Annotated in this window: 15 protein-coding genes; 8 read left to right on the top strand and 7 right to left on the bottom strand. The window is 43.5% G+C overall.

Annotation, left to right across the window (positions count from 1 at the left end):
- Position 1: 1 nt before the first annotated feature.
- The 6 genes from ACQKMF_RS20960 to nikC form a co-directional block, all read right to left on the bottom strand.
- Entirely contained in the window at positions 2-700 is a 699-nt protein-coding gene (locus ACQKMF_RS20960; protein ID WP_101224408.1) for a response regulator transcription factor, read from the bottom strand.
- Positions 697-1464 carry a sensor histidine kinase gene (locus tag ACQKMF_RS20965; RefSeq protein WP_101224407.1) on the bottom strand — a complete coding sequence of 256 codons (768 nt, stop codon included), beginning with the start codon at positions 1462-1464 and terminating at the stop codon, positions 697-699. Before ACQKMF_RS20965 ends, ACQKMF_RS20960 begins: the two co-directional genes overlap by 4 nt.
- Positions 1465-1552: 88 nt before the next feature.
- Positions 1553-2539, bottom strand: coding sequence for an ABC transporter ATP-binding protein (locus tag ACQKMF_RS20970; protein ID WP_402940701.1), 987 nt, complete (start codon positions 2537-2539; stop codon positions 1553-1555).
- 2 nt (positions 2540-2541) lie between these two features.
- Entirely contained in the window at positions 2542-3564 is a 1023-nt protein-coding gene (locus tag ACQKMF_RS20975; protein ID WP_402940704.1) for an ABC transporter ATP-binding protein, read from the bottom strand.
- Between the two features lie 12 nt (positions 3565-3576).
- Positions 3577-4497 carry a nickel ABC transporter permease gene (nikB, locus tag ACQKMF_RS20980; protein WP_101224404.1) on the bottom strand — a complete coding sequence of 307 codons (921 nt, stop codon included), beginning with the start codon at positions 4495-4497 and terminating at the stop codon, positions 3577-3579.
- A 12-nt stretch (positions 4498-4509) separates the two neighbouring features.
- Complete coding sequence (gene nikC / locus ACQKMF_RS20985; RefSeq protein WP_101224403.1) at positions 4510-5412, bottom strand: nickel transporter permease; 903 nt, start codon at positions 5410-5412, stop codon at positions 4510-4512.
- Between the two features lie 210 nt (positions 5413-5622).
- Between nikC and ACQKMF_RS20990 the strand changes: the two genes are divergently transcribed.
- From ACQKMF_RS20990 to ACQKMF_RS21025, 8 genes are all read left to right on the top strand, one after another.
- Positions 5623-7179, top strand: a complete 1557-nt coding sequence (locus ACQKMF_RS20990) for a glutathione ABC transporter substrate-binding protein (protein WP_427574778.1) — start codon at positions 5623-5625, stop codon at positions 7177-7179.
- Between the two features lie 66 nt (positions 7180-7245).
- Complete coding sequence (locus ACQKMF_RS20995; RefSeq protein ID WP_427574780.1) at positions 7246-8754, top strand: amidohydrolase family protein; 1509 nt, start codon at positions 7246-7248, stop codon at positions 8752-8754.
- Between the two features lies 1 nt (position 8755).
- Complete coding sequence (locus tag ACQKMF_RS21000; RefSeq protein WP_402940712.1) at positions 8756-10255, top strand: chlorohydrolase family protein; 1500 nt, start codon at positions 8756-8758, stop codon at positions 10253-10255.
- 100 nt (positions 10256-10355) lie between these two features.
- Positions 10356-11921, top strand: coding sequence for a glutathione ABC transporter substrate-binding protein (locus ACQKMF_RS21005; protein ID WP_402940714.1), 1566 nt, complete (start codon positions 10356-10358; stop codon positions 11919-11921).
- 526 nt (positions 11922-12447) lie between these two features.
- The gene (locus ACQKMF_RS21010; RefSeq protein WP_230177120.1) at positions 12448-13695 is read left to right on the top strand and encodes an amidohydrolase family protein; all 1248 of its coding nucleotides are present in this window, start codon (positions 12448-12450) and stop codon (positions 13693-13695) included.
- Between the two features lie 24 nt (positions 13696-13719).
- Positions 13720-14970, top strand: coding sequence for an amidohydrolase family protein (locus ACQKMF_RS21015; RefSeq protein WP_230177122.1), 1251 nt, complete (start codon positions 13720-13722; stop codon positions 14968-14970).
- 28 nt (positions 14971-14998) lie between these two features.
- On the top strand, positions 14999-16240 hold the full coding sequence (locus ACQKMF_RS21020; RefSeq protein WP_427574783.1) for an amidohydrolase: 1242 nt from the start codon (positions 14999-15001) through the stop codon (positions 16238-16240).
- A gap of 436 nt (positions 16241-16676) precedes the next feature.
- Entirely contained in the window at positions 16677-17972 is a 1296-nt protein-coding gene (locus ACQKMF_RS21025; RefSeq protein WP_402940723.1) for a uracil/xanthine transporter, read from the top strand.
- 268 nt (positions 17973-18240) lie between these two features.
- On the opposite strand, the gene ACQKMF_RS21030 is transcribed toward ACQKMF_RS21025, so the two are convergent.
- A complete protein-coding gene (locus ACQKMF_RS21030) occupies positions 18241-19023 on the bottom strand; it encodes a response regulator transcription factor (RefSeq protein ID WP_427574785.1) in 783 nt (260 codons plus the stop codon).
- Positions 19024-19767: the final 744 nt, after the last annotated feature.

Raw genomic sequence — 19767 nt, forward strand, 5'->3', positions numbered from 1 at the left:
TTCATTTTCCTTTCTCGCGGAACTCCTTTGGCGTGATTCCCTCTATCTTCCGGAATAAAGTGCTGAAATAATGCTGGCTATTGAAACCCGATTTTTCAGCGACGTCTGATATGCTCCAGCTGGTGTTATTGGTTAAGGTCCTTTTTGCGGCCTTTATTCTATAGTGCATTAAATATTCCGAAAAGGAAGTGCCGACTTCTTCATGGAATTTCCTGCTTAAATAAGTCGGGTTGGTATGCACTTCACGGGCGATGTCCGAAAGGGAGAGTTTTTCGGCATAGTTTTCATGAATGAATGAAAGAGAATGGTGAATAAGGGTTGAATAATTGTGAGAAGATTCCCTTTTGTCATACTTGGCCAGGACTTTATGCAAATCACTTTCTATTACAGGTTTCGTTAAATAATCAACCACGCCTATCCTGATGGATTGCTGGGCATAATCAAAACTTTGATGCGCGGTCACCATGATGATTTCGACCTCTTTGTTTAATGCCCTTAGGTCTTCACCAAATTCAAGACCCGATCGCCCCGGCAGGTTAATATCAAGGAAAGCGAGGTTGATTTTATGATTTTGGTTGAGGGTCAGTGCCTGACAGGCATCAGCAGCTTTATGAAACTTCCAAAAAGGGTATATGGACTGAATCATATATTCCATTTGTTCAAGGACCAATGGTTCGTCATCAACTAATAATACATTCATTCCGGCTCCGCCTCCTCCGATTTCTTATCAAAAACCAGTGGCCATGATACCTCTACCTTAGTTCCCGAATCAGTAGAAGCTATATTCAATTGTGCACGATCATTGAAATACAAATATAAGCGCTTTTGGATATTATCCAGGCCATGGCCGCCTTCGTCCGTAACGAATGGTTCCTTTCCCATTAACCCATTATCCGCCACTTCCAGATACACCATCTGCGATTCCAGATAAAACCGGATATGCAGCAGGGCTTCACCCACTTTTTTTTCCAAACCGTGTTTAAACGAATTCTCCACCAATGTCTGAAGAATGAAGGGGGGAACAAGTGCGATTGCTAATGGTTCCGGGCAATCCATGTCAATCTTGAGCCGATCACCGAAGCGAAGGGTCTGGATGTCGAGATAATGCTGGGTATACTGAATTTCCTGGGAAAGGGGGATCAATGGTTCTGATGCTTTATATTTGAATTTCAGGAATTGCGAAAATGCCTCCAAGGCCCGTATCAATTCAGCCGTCCTGTTCAGGCGGGCCAAGCCCAATATGACATTTAGTGTATTAAACAAAAAGTGTGGCTGGATTTGCTGGTTCAATTTATTATATTGTGCTTCTTGCAGTGCTTGCTCCAGGCGGATCTCTTTGTTTTTATTTTCAAGAAGGTCGATCCTTTTCTCGAATATGAATAGAAATAAAAGAGCGATAGCTCCCATGATGGGAGCTAAAATGAAGAGCATGATAATTAAGGTGAAACCCTCGTAACTTAGCATGGAGAACCTCTGCTGGTTATATTTTTAAATAACTTGAATTATTCTGTTTATTAGTATCATACTAAAGACCCCTCCGGAAATCTACAGCTTATGACACAATGTGACAAGCGACTTGATGATTTTGTGCAGATTGTCTCAGTTCGGGTAGCTGTGTTTTGCAGATATCCTGTACGAAAGGGCACCGTGTATGGAAGCGGCAGCCGTTTGGAGGGTCTATGGGTGAGGGCACATCACCCGTCAATAGGATCCGTTCTCTTTCATGCACAGGATTCGGTACTGGGATGGCCGATAGCAATGCCCTTGTATATGGATGCTGGGGCTGTTCGAAAATGGACTTTTTATCGGCTATCTCGACTATCTTTCCGAGATACATGACCATCACCCGATCCGAGATATGTCTGACCACACCTAAATCATGTGATATGAAAAGAAAGGTAAGGTCGAACTGGCGCTGTAAGGATTTTAATAAATTCAGCACTTGCGCTTGAATGGAGACATCCAGTGCAGAAACTGCTTCGTCACATATGATCAATTTTGGATCCACTGCCAGAGCCCGCGCAATGCCGATCCGCTGTCTCTGGCCGCCGCTGAATTCATGCGGGTATCTTTCCATGGATTCAGGTCTCAGCCCTACATGTCCCAATAATTCTTCGATCCTGCTCTTTCGTTTTTCTTTAGGGACTACATTTTGTATCGCTAAAGCTTCTCCGAGAATTTGGCCGATAGTCTGTCTCGGGTTAAGGGAGGCAAATGGATCTTGAAAAATAACTTGCAGATCCTTCCTGGTACGCCTCATTTCTTTTTTTCCTAAACTCAGTAAATCCCTGTCCTGAAAGTGAATGCTCCCGCTTGTCGGTTCATCCAATCTAAGGATTGCCCTTCCGGTAGTCGATTTTCCGCAGCCGGATTCGCCGACTATGCTTAAGGTTTCACCCTGTTTGATATCGAAGGTAATGTCATCAACGGCTTTTACATGATTGATGGTTCTTCCGAAAAATCCGCCCTTGATCGGAAAATACTGTTTCAATTGATTCACTTTAAGCAGGACCTTTTTCTCTGCAGCTGGTACACCCATCATTAAACCCCTACCTTCTCTTGAGCGTCATATTCCTTCTCCCATTGGGGGGTGAACATCCAGCAGCTGACCTCGGTGCTTGGGCCGATAGCCTGGAGATCCGGTACGGCTTGTTCACAAATGCTCTTCGCATGTGCACAGCGGGGAGCGAAGCTGCATCCCTTGGGCATGTTGTAAGGACTTGGAACGGTTCCTGGAATTGTAGTCAGTTCTTCCTGGTCCATGTCAAGACGCGGAAGGGAGTTTAATAAACCGATTGTGTAAGGATGTTTTGGGTTTGTGAATATTTCCTTGGCCAAGGTGTATTCAACGATTTTCCCTGCGTACATGACAGCAACCCGATCACAGGTTTCGTATACGACTCCCAAATCATGAGTAATCAAAATGACAGCCGTCCCGAAATCCTTTTGCAGCGTCTTGATCAGTTCGAGAATTTGGGCTTGGATCGTCACATCCAGTGCTGTTGTCGGTTCATCCGCTATTAAAACCTCAGGATGGCAGGCAAGTGCCATGGCAATCATGACCCTTTGCCTCATTCCGCCGCTTAGCTCATGCGGCTCCTGTTTTGCCCTTTTTTCAGGTGAGGGGATCCCGACGAGCCGAAGCATGTCGACCGCTTTATTCCATGCTTCCTTTTTTCCCAGCTTTTGATGGAGCCTGATCGCTTCTGCAATTTGCTCGCCCGCTGTATATACGGGATTCAGTGATGTCATCGGCTCCTGAAATATCATCGAAATTTCATTACCGCGTATGGACCGCATCTGTTTTTCAGACTTCGTAAGCAGATCCTCCCCTTTAAAAAGGATGCTGCCACCGGCAATCTTACCGGGTGGCGATGGAATGAGCCTTAACAATGATAGTGATGTTATGCTTTTCCCGCTTCCCGACTCTCCGACGATTCCGAGCGTTTCCCCTTTATTGAGGGAGAAACTGATTCCATTGACTGCCTTACTCGTTCCTTCATCAGTGAAAAAGTATGTCTGCAGATTTTTTACCTCCAGTATTTTATCATCATCCTGTTTCATCATCATACCTCCTTAGTTCAAGTCTATTCTTTTGTTAAAGTATCGATAGAGGACATCCACCGCTAAATTCATGAATACGAAGATAACGGAAGCGATGAGGACCCCGCCTTGGACCATCGGCAAATCCCTCGTTCTGATTGCATCGACTATCAATCTCCCAAGTCCATTGATGGCAAAAACGGACTCTGTCAATACCGTACCGCCAAGGAGTGCACCGAACTGGAGGCCAACTACGGTAATGACGGGGATAAGCGCATTTTTCAGGCCGTGTTTATAAATGATGATATATTCTTTTAATCCCTTGGCTCTCGCGGTCCGGATGTAGTCCTGGCGAACGACTTCAAGCATGCTCGACCTGGTCATCCTGGCAACGATGGCCGCACCGCCGGCCCCAAGGGTTATGGCTGGGAGAACCATGTGGCTGAAAGTTCCCCAACCTGAAACCGGAAACAAATGAAGGTTCACGGAAAAGAAGTAGATAAGCATGAGGCCCAGCCAAAAACTAGGTAACGAGATTCCCAATAAAGCAACGATCATGATGGAAATGTCAGCTGCCGAGTATTGCTTGGTAGCCGAGATGATTCCTGCGATCATTCCAAGCACAACGGTTATGAAAATGCTGGCAAGTGCCAGTTCAAGGGTAATGGGCAAGCGGACCATGATTTCGTCCAAAACAGGGCGGCTGCTGCGGAGTGATTCTCCAAAGTCACCTTGAACGGCATGAAGGACATAGTCAACGTACTGATAGAGGATTGGACGATCCAATCCAAGCTCATGACGCAGTGATTCAATCGTTTCTTTAGTCGCTCCTTCACCTGCAAGCAGTGTTGCCGGGTCTCCCGGGACCATTTGCATGATGAGGAAAACAACAAGACTTACACCCAGTAAAACCGGTATGGTTTGAAGTACCCGTCGGATAATGAATACGAACATTTTCTCTCCTCCTTATTTTTTCATTCTTGGATCCAGGGCATCTCTAAGTCCGTCCCCGAAGATGTTGAAACCAAGTACCAGTGTTGATATCGCTATCCCCGGAAACAAAGCGATGTGGGGGGCACTGAACAAATAATCCCGTCCGCTGCTCAGCATCGCGCCCCATTCTGGTGAGGGCGGCTGGGCTCCCAGTCCCAGGAATGACAATCCGGCTGCCGACAGAATGGCCGTTGCCAGACGTAATGTGGCTTGAACGATGACGGGAGATAGAATATTCGGAAAAATATGCTTGCAGATGATCGTGAAGTCAGTTGCTCCCAATGCACGAATGGCATCGATATATTCCAGCTTCCTGACTGACAATGTGGAACCTCGTACAATCCGGGCAAACATCGGTATGGAAAAGACACCGACCGCTACCATTACATTGATTAAACTTGGACCAAGGGCACTAATGATCGCAAGTGCAAGCAGTATTCCCGGGAAAGCCAGCAGAACATCGACAATCCTCATAATGACGGTATCGATCCATTTTCCGTAATAACCAGCTGTTAACCCGAGGAGTATGCCAATGAACGCCCCGAAGAATACAGAGACAAATCCAACCGTTAATGAAAGCCGTGTTCCATATAATAATCTGCTTAAAATATCCCTTCCCTTATCATCTGTACCCATCCAATGTTCGGCTGACGGAGTCTGGAGTTTGTTGACTAAATCAATTTCATAGGGATCCTGAGGTGAGATCAAAGGTGCAAAGATAGCCAATAAAATATAAAAAAGTACGATGTACCCGCCTACCAATGCCAATTTATTTCGCTTGAATTTTTTATAAAAAGCTTTCCAGTGTCTTAGTTTCGGAGTTTTTCTTTCTTTTACATTCAATTCGGTATTATTGATGACGACCTCTGGCTTCATTGGATTTCCTCCTTTTCTTTCATTCAATTTATTCAAAAAAGGTATTGAAGTAAATATGATGCGGAAAAGCAGTAAAGATAATTAAAAAATGAGTAAAGATTCTGAAAATATAAAATTCGGTTTTTTTTTATAATTTACATTAAGCCCGATGTACTCATAGCTGAAAGTTACTTGGAGAAACAAAGGCAGGTTGAAAAGGGAGGAAATAGAATGAGAAAAAGTATGATTGGGTTGCTTTTTGCTTCTTTATTAGGCATCTCATCCGTTTTATCAGGCTGTGCAACAGAAGAAACCGGCAGTAAGGAAACAGTAGAAAAAGCGAAGGAAGGAGGAACGCTGATCGTCGCGCGATTATCTGATGCGACCACCCTTGACCCTCATTTCATAACAGACATTCCATCTGCAAACGTCGTTTATGAAAAGGTTTATCAAACATTGGTCGTTCCTGACAAAAACATGAACCCTAAACCGCTGCTCGCAAAAGAGTGGAAACAACTGGATGATGTCACTTGGGAGTTTAAATTGCAGGAGGGAGTCAAATTCCATGATGGAGCTCCATTCAATGCCGAAGCGGTGAAAACCAATTTCGACAGGGTACTGGATCCGGCAACAGCTTCTCCGCAGGCTGGTAAATTGGAAATGATCAAAGAAATTAAAGTCGTTGACGAAACGACTGTACAATTCAAGCTGAAATATCCTTATGCTCCGCTGTTATCGATTTTAGTGAGTAATGAAGGAAGCATCATCAGCCCTAAAGCGATTAAGGAAAATAGTGACAAACTGGCTCAAAACCCCGTTGGGACAGGGCCATTCGTTTTTAAATCGTGGAAGCCTGGTGAAGAAATCGCACTTTCGAAAAACAAGGACTATTGGGGGGGTAAGCCTAAGATCGATGGGGTGGTATTCAAGGTTGTCCCTGAAGATGCCACGAGGATTGCAATGATAGAAACGGGTGAAGCACATGTGACCGATCAAGTGCCAGTGACGGAGATTGATAGAATCGAAGCGTCAGTCACGATGGATTTATATCGCACGGAGGGACTTGCAGTTGAATACTTAAGCTTCAATGTTAAGAAAAAACCCTTTGATGATGTACGGGTCCGTAAGGCGGTCGCACATGCCATCGAGGTTGATTCCATTATCAAAGGGGTTTATAACGACGTCGGTACGAGGGCGAATTCAACAATGAGCCCGAAGGTGTTTGGTTATGATCCGGATATAAAAGGCTACGACTATGATATTAATGAATCGAAGAAGCTCTTGACTGAAGCGGGGGTCAAGGATGGTTTGGAGTTTACATTGACGACGAGTGATCGTAAGGAAAGGATCAATATGGCCGAGGTGATTCAATCCCAGTTAAAAGGAATTGGAATTAAGGTCAAGATTCAAGTCCTTGAGTACGGGGCTTACATTGATGCGACAGCCAAAGGTGAGCACCAGGTAGCGATAGGCGGCTGGGGCAATGCTACCGGGGATGGAGATTATAATCAATACAATCTTTTCAATAGCAAATCCCAAGGTGCTGCGGGAAATAGTTCATTCTATAGCAATCCGGAAGTTGATAAATTGATTGAAAGTGCACGTAAAGAATCGGATGGAGATAAACGTAAGGAACTATATTCCAAGGCTCAGGCAATTGAAAGGGAAGAAGTTCCATATGTTCCTATCCGTAACTATGAACACTTGGCCGTATATGGCGGGACGGTTAAAGGACTTTGGCTGAATCCGGCAAATTATTTAATGCTTGATGACGTAACCGTGAAGTAGGAATTCATCACAAAAGGAAGGCAGCATAAGGAAGTTATGCTGCCTTCTCAATTAGGAGGGGAAAATATGATAGATTTACTGCTAATCCATGGGACCGTGATAACCATGGATCAAAACAGGAGAATTCTGCAAGATGGCGCCATTGCCATACATCAAGGAAGGATTTTAGCCGTAGATTCAACGGAAAAACTGAAATTGAAGTATGAGGCAGTTAAAGTCATGGATTGCAGCCATCAGTGCATATTGCCTGGATTGATAGATGTTCATGGTCATGGGGGGCATTCCATGTTCAAAACGATTGCAATGGAGAATATTGATTTTTGGATGCCGATCATGACGAATGCGTATAAGCATTTTGTTACGGATGACTTTTGGTATTACGAAGGAAAGCTATCCTCGCTTGAGAGATTAAAGGCGGGCGTGACAACTGGGGTTAGCGTGTTGGGATCCATGCCGCGGTCCGATGAACCGATTTTCGCCATCAATCATGCAAAAGCATACGCCGAAGTGGGAATCAGGGATGTGGTATGCACGGGTCCTTGCAACCCTCCATGGCCCCATTCATTCAGCCGGTGGATCGACGGAAAGCGAGTGGTAAGGGAAGTTTCCTATGAAGAAGTGTTACAGGGGGCGGAAGCTGTAATCGAGGCGCTGAACCATGCGAATGAAGACCGCACGAGAGCCTTCATTACACCATTTGTCATCGTTACATCAGTGGATCCCTCGAATCCCACCTCACCGGACAGGCTTTATGGGCTGAGTGATCATGACCTTTATCAAGCGAAGAAAATAAGGGAGATTGCCAGGAAATATAAAACACGCATTCACTCAGATGCCTTTGGCGGGATGATTCATTTAGCGATACAGGATAAGGAAAATGCCCTATTGGGTCCAGATGTCCATTTACAGCATTGTCGGGGCATTTCCTTCGATGAGGCAAGAATACTGGCTGAAACAGGTACCAACGTCAGTGCATCACCTGGTTTTGGCCAGGTTCATGCCCGTACCCCGATAACCGAATTATTGGAGATGGGGACAACTGTGGCAATCTCCACGGATGGGACTTCCCCTTCCACAAGCTTTGATATGTTTCAGGCAATGAGGAAAACACAGTTTGTTCACCAGGCAGCGCTTAGGGACTACTATTATTTACCTCCAGGCAAGCTACTGGAAATGATCACGATAGATGCTGCGAAATGCATTGGCTGGGATGATGAAATAGGCTCCCTTGAGATCGGGAAAAAAGCGGATGTCATTACGGTCAATCTGCATCAGCCTCATCTGACCCCTGAATTCATGCATGTTCACCGGCTTGTATTTCAAGCAGTGGCGAATGATGTGGAGCATGTCATCGTGGATGGCAAATTGATCATGGAAGGAAGGAAAGTACGGACGGTCCATGAAAGTACAGTGCTTGATGAAGCAAATGAGGAGGCCTTTTCAACGATAAAGCGTGCCGGGCTCGAAAAGTATATGCAGCCGACGAAATACTTCTGGGGGCATGCCAGGGCCTATGTAGATGAAAAGCGATATGACGAACGCGAAGACGCTGCCGTGATGGTGAAAGGGGAATAAGATGAAAACCAAGCTTAAAGGAAGATATGTAATTGGATATGATGGATACGATCATGTCATTTTGGAAAACGCAGAAATTGTTTATGAAAAAGACACGATTCTGTATGTCGGAAAAAATTATCCTGAAGAAGTGGACAAGGTAATGGATGCCGGTAACGCCATTATCAGTCCCGGGTTCATAGATTTAAATGCATTAGGGGACATTGACCATGATATTTTACATTTTGAGGCCGGTGCCGACAGACAGAAAAACCTTCTTTGGTCAGAGAATTATATAAAAAGCGGACATCCTGAATTAATGACCGAGGAAGAAGAAGCTTTTAAATCTCTATATGCTTATTCACAACTCATTCTTCATGGCGTGACGACGGCGATGCCCATCACTTCCGTTTTTTATAAAAGCTGGGCTGAAACCTATAATGAATTGGCAGCTGCGGCAGAACATGCCGCTGGATTGGGATTAAGGATTTACCTTGGTCCGAGTTTCCAATCAGGAATGAGAGTCATCCAGCCTGACGGGAAAATTAAACTGCATTGGGATGAAAAAGCCGGTGAAGCAGGGTTACGGAAAGCGGTCGAGTTTGTGGGGAAATTCGATGGAGCCTATGAAGGCATGGTCAGGAGTATGCTTGCTCCAGAACGTATAGAGTCTCAAACGGCAGAGCAATTAAAACAGATTAAATATTACAGCGAAAAATTGGAAGTACCGATAAAGCTTCATGCTGCACAAGGAAGTTTTGAATTCAACACCATATGGGAAGCCCATCAGGTTACACCGATCAGATATTTATACGACCTTGGCTTTCTCGGTCCAAGAACAGGGATCCCGCACTCCCACTTTGTATCAGGATATAGTAAAGCGAAATATGGCCAGGGCGATGACTTGAAGCTGCTTGCTGAAACGAATACAACGGTGATTCATTGCCCGCTGATCATCGGTAGGCATGGGGAAGGGTTGGAATCTTTCGCTAAATATAAACGGGCTGGGATCAATATAGCCCTTGGAACGGACACATTCCCTCCGGATATGTTCCAGAACGTTAGGACAGGCAGCATGCTCTCACGGCTGGCGGAAGGAGAAACGGAAGGCTCTGTATATGCCGATTTCTTTCGGTCAGCCACACTTGATGCGGCCGCTTTTCTTGGCAGGAACGATCTAGGACGCATCGCAGTTGGGGCCAAGGCGGATATCATCGCGATTGACTTGGACGGTTTCCATATGGGAGTAATCGATGATCCGATTCGAACCATGTTCTTAAGCGGGTCTGGGAGGGACGTTAAATTATCGATCATCAATGGAAAGGTGGTCATGAAGGATCAAATAATCCCCGAACTTGATTTAACGGAAATCAAATATAAGGGGCAGCAATATTTTAAAAAGATGAGAAAAGGATATATGGAAAGGGATTATCAGGAGCTTCCCGAGAAAGAATTGTTTAAGCCATCATTCAAGGTCGTGGAATCGATAAGCGATCCAGAAGCCATTTATGAAAACAAGTAAAGAAAATGAAAAACATAGTAAAGATATTCGAAATGAATAGTCAGAATATTTCCTATAATTAGATAAGTATTCAAAAAATGAAATTGGGAGGTCGAAGTCCATGGGGTTAAAACGTGGGACAGGAAAGTTTTTTCTAGTCATGATCATGGCCATCATCATTACAGGCTGTTCTTCTAACAATGACGTAAGCACAACAGCAAGTGATCCGAACAAAGCATCAAACGAAGGGGGTACATTGGTTATTGCCCGCTTATCCGACGCCGAGAATTTGGATCAGCAGTTCATGTCCACGATTAACGCCGCTAGCGTCACTCACCATAAAATCTATGAAGGTCTTGTACAACGGGATGAGAATAGTGAGATACAGCCAATGCTAGCAGAAAAATGGAAGCAAATAAATGACACGACCTGGGAATTCAAGCTTAGGGAAGATGTAAAGTTTCATGATGGCACACCATTTAATGCAGATGCGGTAAAAAAGACGTTTGATCGACTATTGAATCCGTTGGTCGCTTCTCCCAGAGCGGTAGTATTCGATATGGTAAAAGAGGTGAAACCGGTTGATGAATTTACCGTGCAATTCATTTTGAAGGAACCTTTTTCCCCTCTCCTTTCCATATTGGCGAATCATGAAGGCGGAATCATCAGTCCGAAAACGATTGAAAAGTATGGCAAAAAGATTATCCAGGAACCGAATGGAACAGGTCCTTTCGTTTTTGATTCATGGTCCCCGGGCCAGGAAATCATATTGAAGAAAAACGACAGCTATTGGGGAGATGAGCCAAAAGTGGACAAGGTCCTATTCAAGGTCGTCCCGGAAGACTCCACGAGGATATCGATGATAGAAACCGGTGAAGCGCATATCGCAGAGCCTCTTCCTGTTGCTGTAATGGACCAGGTGGAATCTTCACCGGCAATGGACGTTTACCGCAGTGAAGGGTATGGAACCGAATATTTAGGGTTCAATGTCAATAATGAACCGTTCAATGATGTAAAGGTACGTAAAGCTATTGCTCATGCCATTGAAATGGACTCGATCATCAAGGGTGTCTTTAATAATGTGGGAGTAAAGGCGAACTCCTTGATGGGCTCTAAAGTATTCGGGTACAACGAAGATCTCGAAGCCTATGATTACAACCTGAAGGAAGCAAAGAAACTGATGGCCGAAGCTGGATATTCTGAGGGACTGGATGCAACCATCCTGACAATGGACAGTAAAGAAAGAGTTAACTTGGCCGAGGTCCTGCAATCCCAACTAAAGGGTATCGGCATTAATTTGAAGGTACAGGTGATGGAGTACGGTTCGTTCGTGGAACAAGTGAATAAAGGGCAATCGGAAATGTTCATCATCAGTTGGAGAAACGCGACCGGCGATGCTGATTATAATCAATATAATCTATTTCATACCGATTCACAGGGAGCGGCAGGCAATACATTCTTTTACAGCAATCAAAAGGTTGATCGTTTAATAGATGCCGCGAGGAAGGAAAAAGAAGAAGAGAAGCGCAAAGAACTATACGCAGAGGCACAGGAAATCGAGATGGGTGACACCCCGTATATTCCTGTAAGGGTCATAGAAAATGTTGCTGCAGTCGCGAAAGATGTAAAAGGATTTTCAATCAGCCCTTCAGGCTATCTGGAGATAAATGACGTAACGATAAAGTGATGCGCAGATAAGAACAAAGGGTTCATCCATTTTAGGGTGAGCCTTTCATTTTGTAAACGAATGGGGTTCGGAAAACGATATTTAATCAAATGATGTTCCCGAACCAATTGACCCAAAGCATTTTCATTTCCTCAGATAAGGTTACGATCTAAATGTTCTAACAAAGTTGATTGGAACGGGTGTGCGAGACTCCTGCGGGAAAAGCACGACCCCACAGGCGCAAACGCCGAGGAGGCTCCCGGACCGCCCGCGGAAAGCGAGTGCCTTACGATTCAATCAACGTCTACAAAAAAAGGGAGCGGCTTTCTAAATCAATTGAACTTATTAAATAAAATACTGCAGGCAAACTGAGTTTTCATAGAGTTGTCTCCAATCTGAAAGAGTTCATCCATTTTAGGGAGCCTTTTCTTTGGCACAATAAGTAAAAATAACATAAAAACGAGTAAAAATTCTGAAATTATTTGCTGATCTTTAAAACTATAATGAAAGTGATGCATGTTCAATCTGAAATGGAAGGGTGAGTTTAATGTCTCAATCGTATTGGTTGACGAATGTACGCTTGGAAAATGGTTTTACTTATAATGAAAATGAAACGATCACCGGCACTGAAACCGGTCATTACCACATCAAGATTGAAAATGGAAAAATATCCTCCATTTTATTGGCGAAGGAATCGATAACGGATCAGGACCCGCAGCATGATGTTCATGGTCTCCTGATGGTCCCCTCGTTTAAGGAAATGCATATCCACATAGATAAAACCTACTATGGCGGTCCGTGGAAGGCTTGCATGCCTGCCATTAATGGCGTGAAAACCCGGATAGAGGAAGAGCAGGTTTTACTGCCAGAATTATTGCCTACCGCTAAAGTAAGGGCAGAGAAAATGCTGGATTTATTATTGGACTTCGGATCTACCCATATACGCACACATTGCAACATTGACCCCGTTATAGGACTGAAAAACTTAGAGGCGACCATTCAGGCACTGGAAGGATATAGTGATAAATTGACGTATGAAATCGTCGCATTTCCGCAGCATGGACTATTACGCAGCAATTCCGCTGGTTTAGTAAGGGAGGCCATGAGGAATGGGGCAAATCTGGTAGGAGGCGTGGATCCAGCCACCATTGATGAAAACATAGAGCGGTCACTTGAAACGATCATGGATATCGCGGTTGAATACAATTCCGATATCGATGTCCATTTACATGATCCGGATCACCTTGGTCTCTTCACCATGCAACGCCTAGCTTCACTTACGGAAGACGCAGGCTGGCAAGGAAGGGTAACGGTTAGCCACGCCAGCGGTTTGGCAGATCTTTCAGTCCCGGAGGCAACGGGCATCGCCGAAAGATTTTCGGAAACAGGCATATCGATTACATCCACAGTGCCCATCTTCAGAACGATCCCCATCCCCCTGCTTCATGAAAAAGGGGTGAAAGTCGAATTGGGTAATGATAGCATCACTGATCATTGGACACCCTTTGGCATCGGGGACAATCTGGAAAAGGCCGGTCGCCTTGCAGAGAGGTTCCGCATGATTGAAGAACGTTCCTTAGCGCAAAGCCTGCAATTCATAACAGGTGGGAAGACCCCATTAAACCAAGACGGGGTCAAGACATGGCCTAATGTCGGGGATGAGGCAAATATCGTTTTGCTTGAAGCAAGCTGTTCAGCGGAAGCGGTGGCTAGAAGGGCAAAGCGTGCCGCTGTCATCTTCAGGGGCAATGTTGTTAGCGGATCTATTTCATCTTTTGAGACGACAGGTGTTTAATCTTCTATTAAAGAGAGTGATTTGATGAATGAAGCATACTGGCTTACAAACGTTACGCTTGATAGTGGATTTGTTTTTGAGAATGAACGAATTGATCGGACGAAGACAGCTACATACAACATGTATATACAAAATGGGGTCATAAAGGATTTGCAATTGGCTTCAACTATGCCTTTGAAAACGGATGGTCCTGTTCACGACGCGGGAAAGCTGCTTGCACTTCCTCCTTTTAAAGAGATGCATAACCATCTTGACAAGACTTATTTAGGACTGCCATGGAAATCATGCACTCCGGTTCCGAACTTAATCGAACGCTTAAAATTAGAAGCAAAAGAGCTTGCTGAACTGGCTGAAACCGGGCGGCTCCGGGCTGAACGGATGCTTCAACTATTGTTAAGCGGCGGGGCAACGCATGTAAGGACGCATGTTAACATCGATCCATACATCGGTATGAAGAACTTGGAAGAAATTCAAAAGGCGCTAAGTAGTTTCAGTGGGAAAATGACATACGAGATCGTGGCTTTCCCGCAGCATGGACTGCTAAGAACGAATTCAAAAGGGCTGATGAGACAGGCGATGAAAGAAGGGGCGTCATTAGTGGGCGGCCTGGATCCTGGCGGAGTGGATAATAATATAGAAGCTTCCCTATATGAAATGGTTGATCTGGCCGTTGAATTTGATGCAGATATTGATATTCATATACATGATCCCGGTCATCTTGGTTTATATACGATCAAGAAACTGGCTTCTTTGATCGATGAAGCAGGGTGGAAAAACAGAGCGGCCATCAGTCATGCTTTCGCACTTGGTGATGTTTCAATCGGAGAATCAAATGAACTGGCCGGTGAATTATCAAACCTGGGGATAGCCGTCATGTCTACGGTTCCGATTAACCGGGTCATTCCCCCGATTGATTCACTGCATGAAAAAGGTGTCCATGTTGCTCTCGGATGCGATGGCTTTTATGACTCCTGGTCACCATTCGGTACCGGAGATATGCTGGAAAAGGCCGGCCGATTGGCCGAGAGGTATAACTGGAAGGACGAGTATGCATTGTCCCAATCGCTTCAATTCATTACGGGCGGGGTCAAGACACTGGACCATGAAGGTAATCGTTTATGGCCGAATGTGGGAAATGACGCAAGTATGGTTTTTGTGGATGCATCATGTGCTGCCGAGGCAGTTGCCAGGAGATCGACGCGTGCTGCCGTTATGGTCGATGGAAATGTGGTTTTTGGCGGACTCGATCGCGAATTTGCCTTGAAGAAGAATTGAAGGTCTATATCAAGAAGGGATGAAGATCATGAATACAATCTATTGGTTAAAGAATGTTCGTTTGGAATGTGGCTACCGAAAAGAGAATGGTAGAGTTACAGGAACGATGACCGGGCTATTTCATCTGTTGATCGAGGATGGGAGAATCACGAAGATTGTCAAAGATGGAGAAGCCATACGTGATGATTTACCAGTGGAAGATGCAAAAGGATTGCTGGCGTTACCATCCTTCATTGAAAAGCATGTTCATCTTGATAAAACACTGATGGGGGATGTTTGGAGGGCGTGCACTCCTTCTTCAAGTGTCATTGAACGCTTTGAAAATGAGAAGAGGGTGCTGCCTTCCATTGCAACAAGCACATGTAAACGTGCAGAATCATTACTGGAAATCCTTTTAGCTTCTGGATCTGCACATATCCGTACTCACGTTGATATCTATCCGGAAGTGGGCTTGCAAAACTTAGAGCAAGTACAACAGGCGCTTACTGGCTATTCCAATAGACTCAGTTCGGAAATAGTCGCATTTGCCCAGCACGGATTGTTGCGGTCCGGTTCTGTCAAGCTTGTCAGGGAGGCATTGCGAAACGGAGCAGGAATCGTCGGGGCGGTGGATCCAGCGACAGTCGATAACAATATTGAAGCATCGCTGGTTCAATTGATGGATTTAGCAGTGGAAGCGAACGCTGATGTGGATTTGCATTTACATGATCCAGGCCATCTGGGCACGTTCACCATGAAACGTTTGGCAGCTCTGACAAAGCAAGCGGGCTGGGAAGGCAGGGTGGCATTAAGCCATGCTTTCGGTATCGGGGACGTATCCAGGGAAGAAGCCTATGAACTGGCTGACGTTCTGAGGGATGCGGGGATGTCCATCGTCACCAGTGTCCCTATTAACAGGCAGATGCCCCCTGTCGATTTATTACAAGAAAGAGGGGTTGAAGTATCGGTAGGAAATGATAATATCTTTGATGTATGGTCACCTCTTGGGAATGGTGACATCCTAGAGAGAGCAGGGAGGCTCGCAGAACGTTTCAAATGGATTGATGAAGTCTCACTTTCCCGAACACTCGGGTATATAACTGGGGGAAAAACCCCATTGGATGAAAAGGGTAACAAGGTCTGGCCGAAGGCGGGGGATGCTGCAAGTCTTGTGTTGATTGACGCAAGCTGTTCGGCAGAGGCAGTTGCCAGGCGTTCTGAACGTAAAGCGGTCATTTACAAGGGGAACTTAGTTGCCGGTTCACTATATAAACAAAAGCAGTCAATTTAACGGTAGTACTAAACGAAAAAGGAATTCTGGATACTTCCGGATTTCCTTTTTCGTTTTGGGTATGGAACGGCTTCCATGTACTTTTACTTACTTATGTTATATGCTGAGGAAGTGTTTTTTTTGCTCTCATTTCATTACTGTTATACCCCAATATATTTAAAACGGTCTCGCTTCTAATTGCCCATTTGCCTTGCAACAGTAGTCAAGCCAACAAATTAGCAGGGAGACTCAGTCTTTGTTACTATTAATGGTAACGTTATCATCTTGCATACGATCTGCAAAGATCATATGCCATAAAACATCTGTCCAGCAATGGCAGCCACCCTCGGGGGACCGCGTTTACTATCATGATGTTGCCCTATCGCCTTTGAAGGGAAGGGCAATTGAAATTCACCATGAGCTTTAAAAAGTATCATGTTCAAAGGAGATGGAATCTATGAAAAGTTGGAGATCTTCTGTGACTCTATTTTCTTCTTTTCAATGGTTGTTTTTTATTTTTGCAAATACGGTAGTAGTGCCCATATCTATTGGCGCAGCTTTTGATCTTCCTCCCAATGTCACGGAAATGACCATGAGAAGCTCGCTCATTTTCACCGGGATCGCTTGCGTGTTTCAGGGGTGGAAGGGGCATAAGTATCCACTTATGGAAGGTCACTCCGGTCTATTGTGGGGAGTGATGTTGAATTTAGGACTATCTGCACCATCCATAGGGCTAGGTTATGCCGAGATAGGAGGGGGAATTGCTACTGGACTCATTGCCGCTGGTGTCGTGACTGTCATTATTTCTGCCTTCAACCTTATTTCTTATGTCCAGAAGATTTTCACTCCCATGGTCATGACGGTTTATTTATTCCTTCTGACGTTCCAGCTCATTTTTGTCTTTTTTAAGGGGATGCTGGGGATAACGGAGAATGGGGAAATCAACATCCCGGTCAGTTTCCTATCAGTGGGGATTGTACTTTTAGTAAGTATACTAAAGATAAAAGGTCCAAGGACCATAAGCAATTTCTCGATATTGATCGGAATTATGGTGGGATGGATTTTTTACGAGCTGTTATTTCCGGAGGCCGGGGGAGAAATAGGCTCGACGGGTGCCGCTTTTTCATTTTTCCCATTAGGTGCTCCAAACCTGGAATTCGGGATCATAGCGATTTCCTTTTTTGCAGGATTACTGAATTTGTGCAACACGTTCGCTTCGATTCAGGCTGCATCGGAATTAATCGGCGATGAAGCTGAACACAAGCAGTATCGAAATTCTTTATTCATGACTGGCGGCTTTACCATTTTCGCTCCGGTGCTTGGTCTTGTTCCGTATACACCTTTTACTTCATCCATCGGATTTTTGCAGAGCACTCAAATCTATGAGCGGAGGCCCTTCTTACTTGGAGGCATGTTATTGACCATAATTGGGCTCATTCCTCCTTTCATCTCTTTCCTGGCCACCATGCCGATAACAGTCGGGAATGCAGTATTGTTCGTTGCTTATCTACAGCTGTTCGGTACGGCTTTCAACAGCGTCAAGGGTCAGCATTTCACCTCAGATACGATTTTCAGGCTTGCCGTACCGGTATTGATTGGAGTAAGTTTGATGAACATCCTTCCTAATGCATTTTCGAACGTTCCCGCGCTTCTACAGCCCTTTTTGACCAATGGGCTCATAATGGGCGTATTAATATCAATCGTGCTGGAAAAATCGGTAAACTGGAATCGATATGAACAACTGCAGAACTAATTGGAAAGAGTGATGTGTGGAATTCTTATTAAGCACAAGAGGTAACTTCCTATTAAAGATTCTATACAGCTTTCTTATATTTTAAAAGACATGGAGAAACGCCTGATTGGATACGGCAGTACATAAGTGATTCTCCCATCAACAAGGGTGGGGCAATCTTTATAATAAGGATTTTTTCATTGTAAATGACGAAGAAAAAAGGTACTTGTAAGGCAATTAATATGAAAACCAGAAGGGTGTTGGGGCCTTCTGGTTTTTTTGATTGTGTTTAAGGTTTAACAATTTTATAGCATAAACTTGTTCGGTTTGAGACATCAAACTTTCTATAAAGATTTTGCAAATGTCTTTTTACTGTATTAACACTAATAAATAGTTCGCTGGCAATGGTGATATTGGTATGGCCTTTTAGAACCAGTTGTAATATTTCTGCTTCTTTTGATGTTAAATCTGGTTGTCTGAGATCTTGAGAACTAGCCAGAATCTTATTTTTCAAAGGATTAATGTTTTCTTTGGGAACGCTTACATAAGGATAAGGGAAATCACTTGTTTTTTGCGATAAGAACCTAGAAATAACCTCTAAACACATAATATCGGATGTACTAAAAGGCTTCTCCTTTTTGGATCTAACGAAGTTCAGAACACCTTTAATGCTGTTTCTATCATATAAAAAAACACCCACATCATAATAAAATCCATATTTAAACATGAAATCATTGTAGTATACACTTTTTTCATATAATTCAGGCGGAAGTAAATCAAGGTTTTTTATAACAGTTTGTTTACTTGCTTTTAGCCTATTATATTTTGGGGCTAGCAAATCTAATTGATAAAAGTTATTAAGATAATCATCCATAACATATTTATCTATATTTAACGTAATAGGTTCGATCAAGTCATTATTATCATCACATAACCAAAAAACAGATTGGCAGTAACCAAATAAATTTTCAAAGGTCTGTAGTACTTTTTCACGGAAATTTACATTAGAAAAAGTAATTTCATCCATAAAAGATAAAATTTTTTTATAGCTGGGGTTAGACATATCCTTCATAGGCTTTCCTCCAAGTTAACTTTTTTTGATTATATAACATTTTAAAATAAAATGAATTACTTTTTGATATAAAATGACCCATTTGGGTAATAGTAAATTTTTTGATTTTTCTGGATAATATAAAATACTAACATGTAATAGTTCATAAATTAAAAGACTTTTTAAAATTAACCTAAGGAGATGAAAGGAACGGAAGTGTGTGAGGTAGGAAAATAAACATCTCCTTATCAAAACCGAATAAGTGGATGCATAGTACACTTCTGAGTTATTGAATTAAGGGTAATTGAAGGAGAGTAATGTTTATTTGTATAACGTTTTTGTAACGGTTGTTGAATTTTTAGGTATATTTATGTGTTTTTTAGAGTTACTAATTACTCTATCTCTTTAAAAAAATCAATAAAATAATGGAAGAGGTATGCTTTCATGGACAAATCAGAAATTGAAACGCTAACTCGTGCTGAAATAGAAGCACTGTAAATGAGCAGATTTCAGACTACATTATGACATATCTATCTGAATATAGAGTTTATCGAATGAAGTTTAAAGAGCTAAGGATTACTCCTGATGACATTCAATTTTAATGGATGCCATTTACCAAAAAACAAGACTTAAGAGTTCATTATCCATGTTGAAAAATCATAATAATGTAGTCGCTTTCAACTCTGTGTGTAAACAAAGTTAGGGGCTTTTAGCTTATTCAAGATACGCATCACATAAGGAAACCTAGCTATTTTTTTCAAAATT

Source organism: Peribacillus sp. NPDC101480, from assembly GCF_050277335.1.
Taxonomy (GTDB): Bacteria; Bacillota; Bacilli; order Bacillales; family DSM-1321; genus Peribacillus.

What these genes read in the sequence shown, in the direction of transcription:
- ACQKMF_RS20960 (WP_101224408.1), bottom strand. Translation starts at nt 700, where the DNA reads ATGAATGTATTATTAGTTGATGACGAACCATTGGTCCTTGAACAAATG.
- ACQKMF_RS20965 (WP_101224407.1), bottom strand. Translation starts at nt 1,464, where the DNA reads ATGCTAAGTTACGAGGGTTTCACCTTAATTATCATGCTCTTCATTTTA.
- ACQKMF_RS20970 (WP_402940701.1), bottom strand. Translation starts at nt 2,539, where the DNA reads ATGGGTGTACCAGCTGCAGAGAAAAAGGTCCTGCTTAAAGTGAATCAA.
- ACQKMF_RS20975 (WP_402940704.1), bottom strand. Translation starts at nt 3,564, where the DNA reads ATGAAACAGGATGATGATAAAATACTGGAGGTAAAAAATCTGCAGACA.
- nikB (WP_101224404.1), bottom strand. Translation starts at nt 4,497, where the DNA reads ATGTTCGTATTCATTATCCGACGGGTACTTCAAACCATACCGGTTTTA.
- nikC (WP_101224403.1), bottom strand. Translation starts at nt 5,412, where the DNA reads ATGAAGCCAGAGGTCGTCATCAATAATACCGAATTGAATGTAAAAGAA.
- ACQKMF_RS20990 (WP_427574778.1), top strand. Translation starts at nt 5,623, where the DNA reads ATGAGAAAAAGTATGATTGGGTTGCTTTTTGCTTCTTTATTAGGCATC.
- ACQKMF_RS20995 (WP_427574780.1), top strand. Translation starts at nt 7,246, where the DNA reads ATGATAGATTTACTGCTAATCCATGGGACCGTGATAACCATGGATCAA.
- ACQKMF_RS21000 (WP_402940712.1), top strand. Translation starts at nt 8,756, where the DNA reads ATGAAAACCAAGCTTAAAGGAAGATATGTAATTGGATATGATGGATAC.
- ACQKMF_RS21005 (WP_402940714.1), top strand. Translation starts at nt 10,356, where the DNA reads ATGGGGTTAAAACGTGGGACAGGAAAGTTTTTTCTAGTCATGATCATG.
- ACQKMF_RS21010 (WP_230177120.1), top strand. Translation starts at nt 12,448, where the DNA reads ATGTCTCAATCGTATTGGTTGACGAATGTACGCTTGGAAAATGGTTTT.
- ACQKMF_RS21015 (WP_230177122.1), top strand. Translation starts at nt 13,720, where the DNA reads ATGAATGAAGCATACTGGCTTACAAACGTTACGCTTGATAGTGGATTT.
- ACQKMF_RS21020 (WP_427574783.1), top strand. Translation starts at nt 14,999, where the DNA reads ATGAATACAATCTATTGGTTAAAGAATGTTCGTTTGGAATGTGGCTAC.
- ACQKMF_RS21025 (WP_402940723.1), top strand. Translation starts at nt 16,677, where the DNA reads ATGAAAAGTTGGAGATCTTCTGTGACTCTATTTTCTTCTTTTCAATGG.
- ACQKMF_RS21030 (WP_427574785.1), bottom strand. Translation starts at nt 19,023, where the DNA reads ATGAAGGATATGTCTAACCCCAGCTATAAAAAAATTTTATCTTTTATG.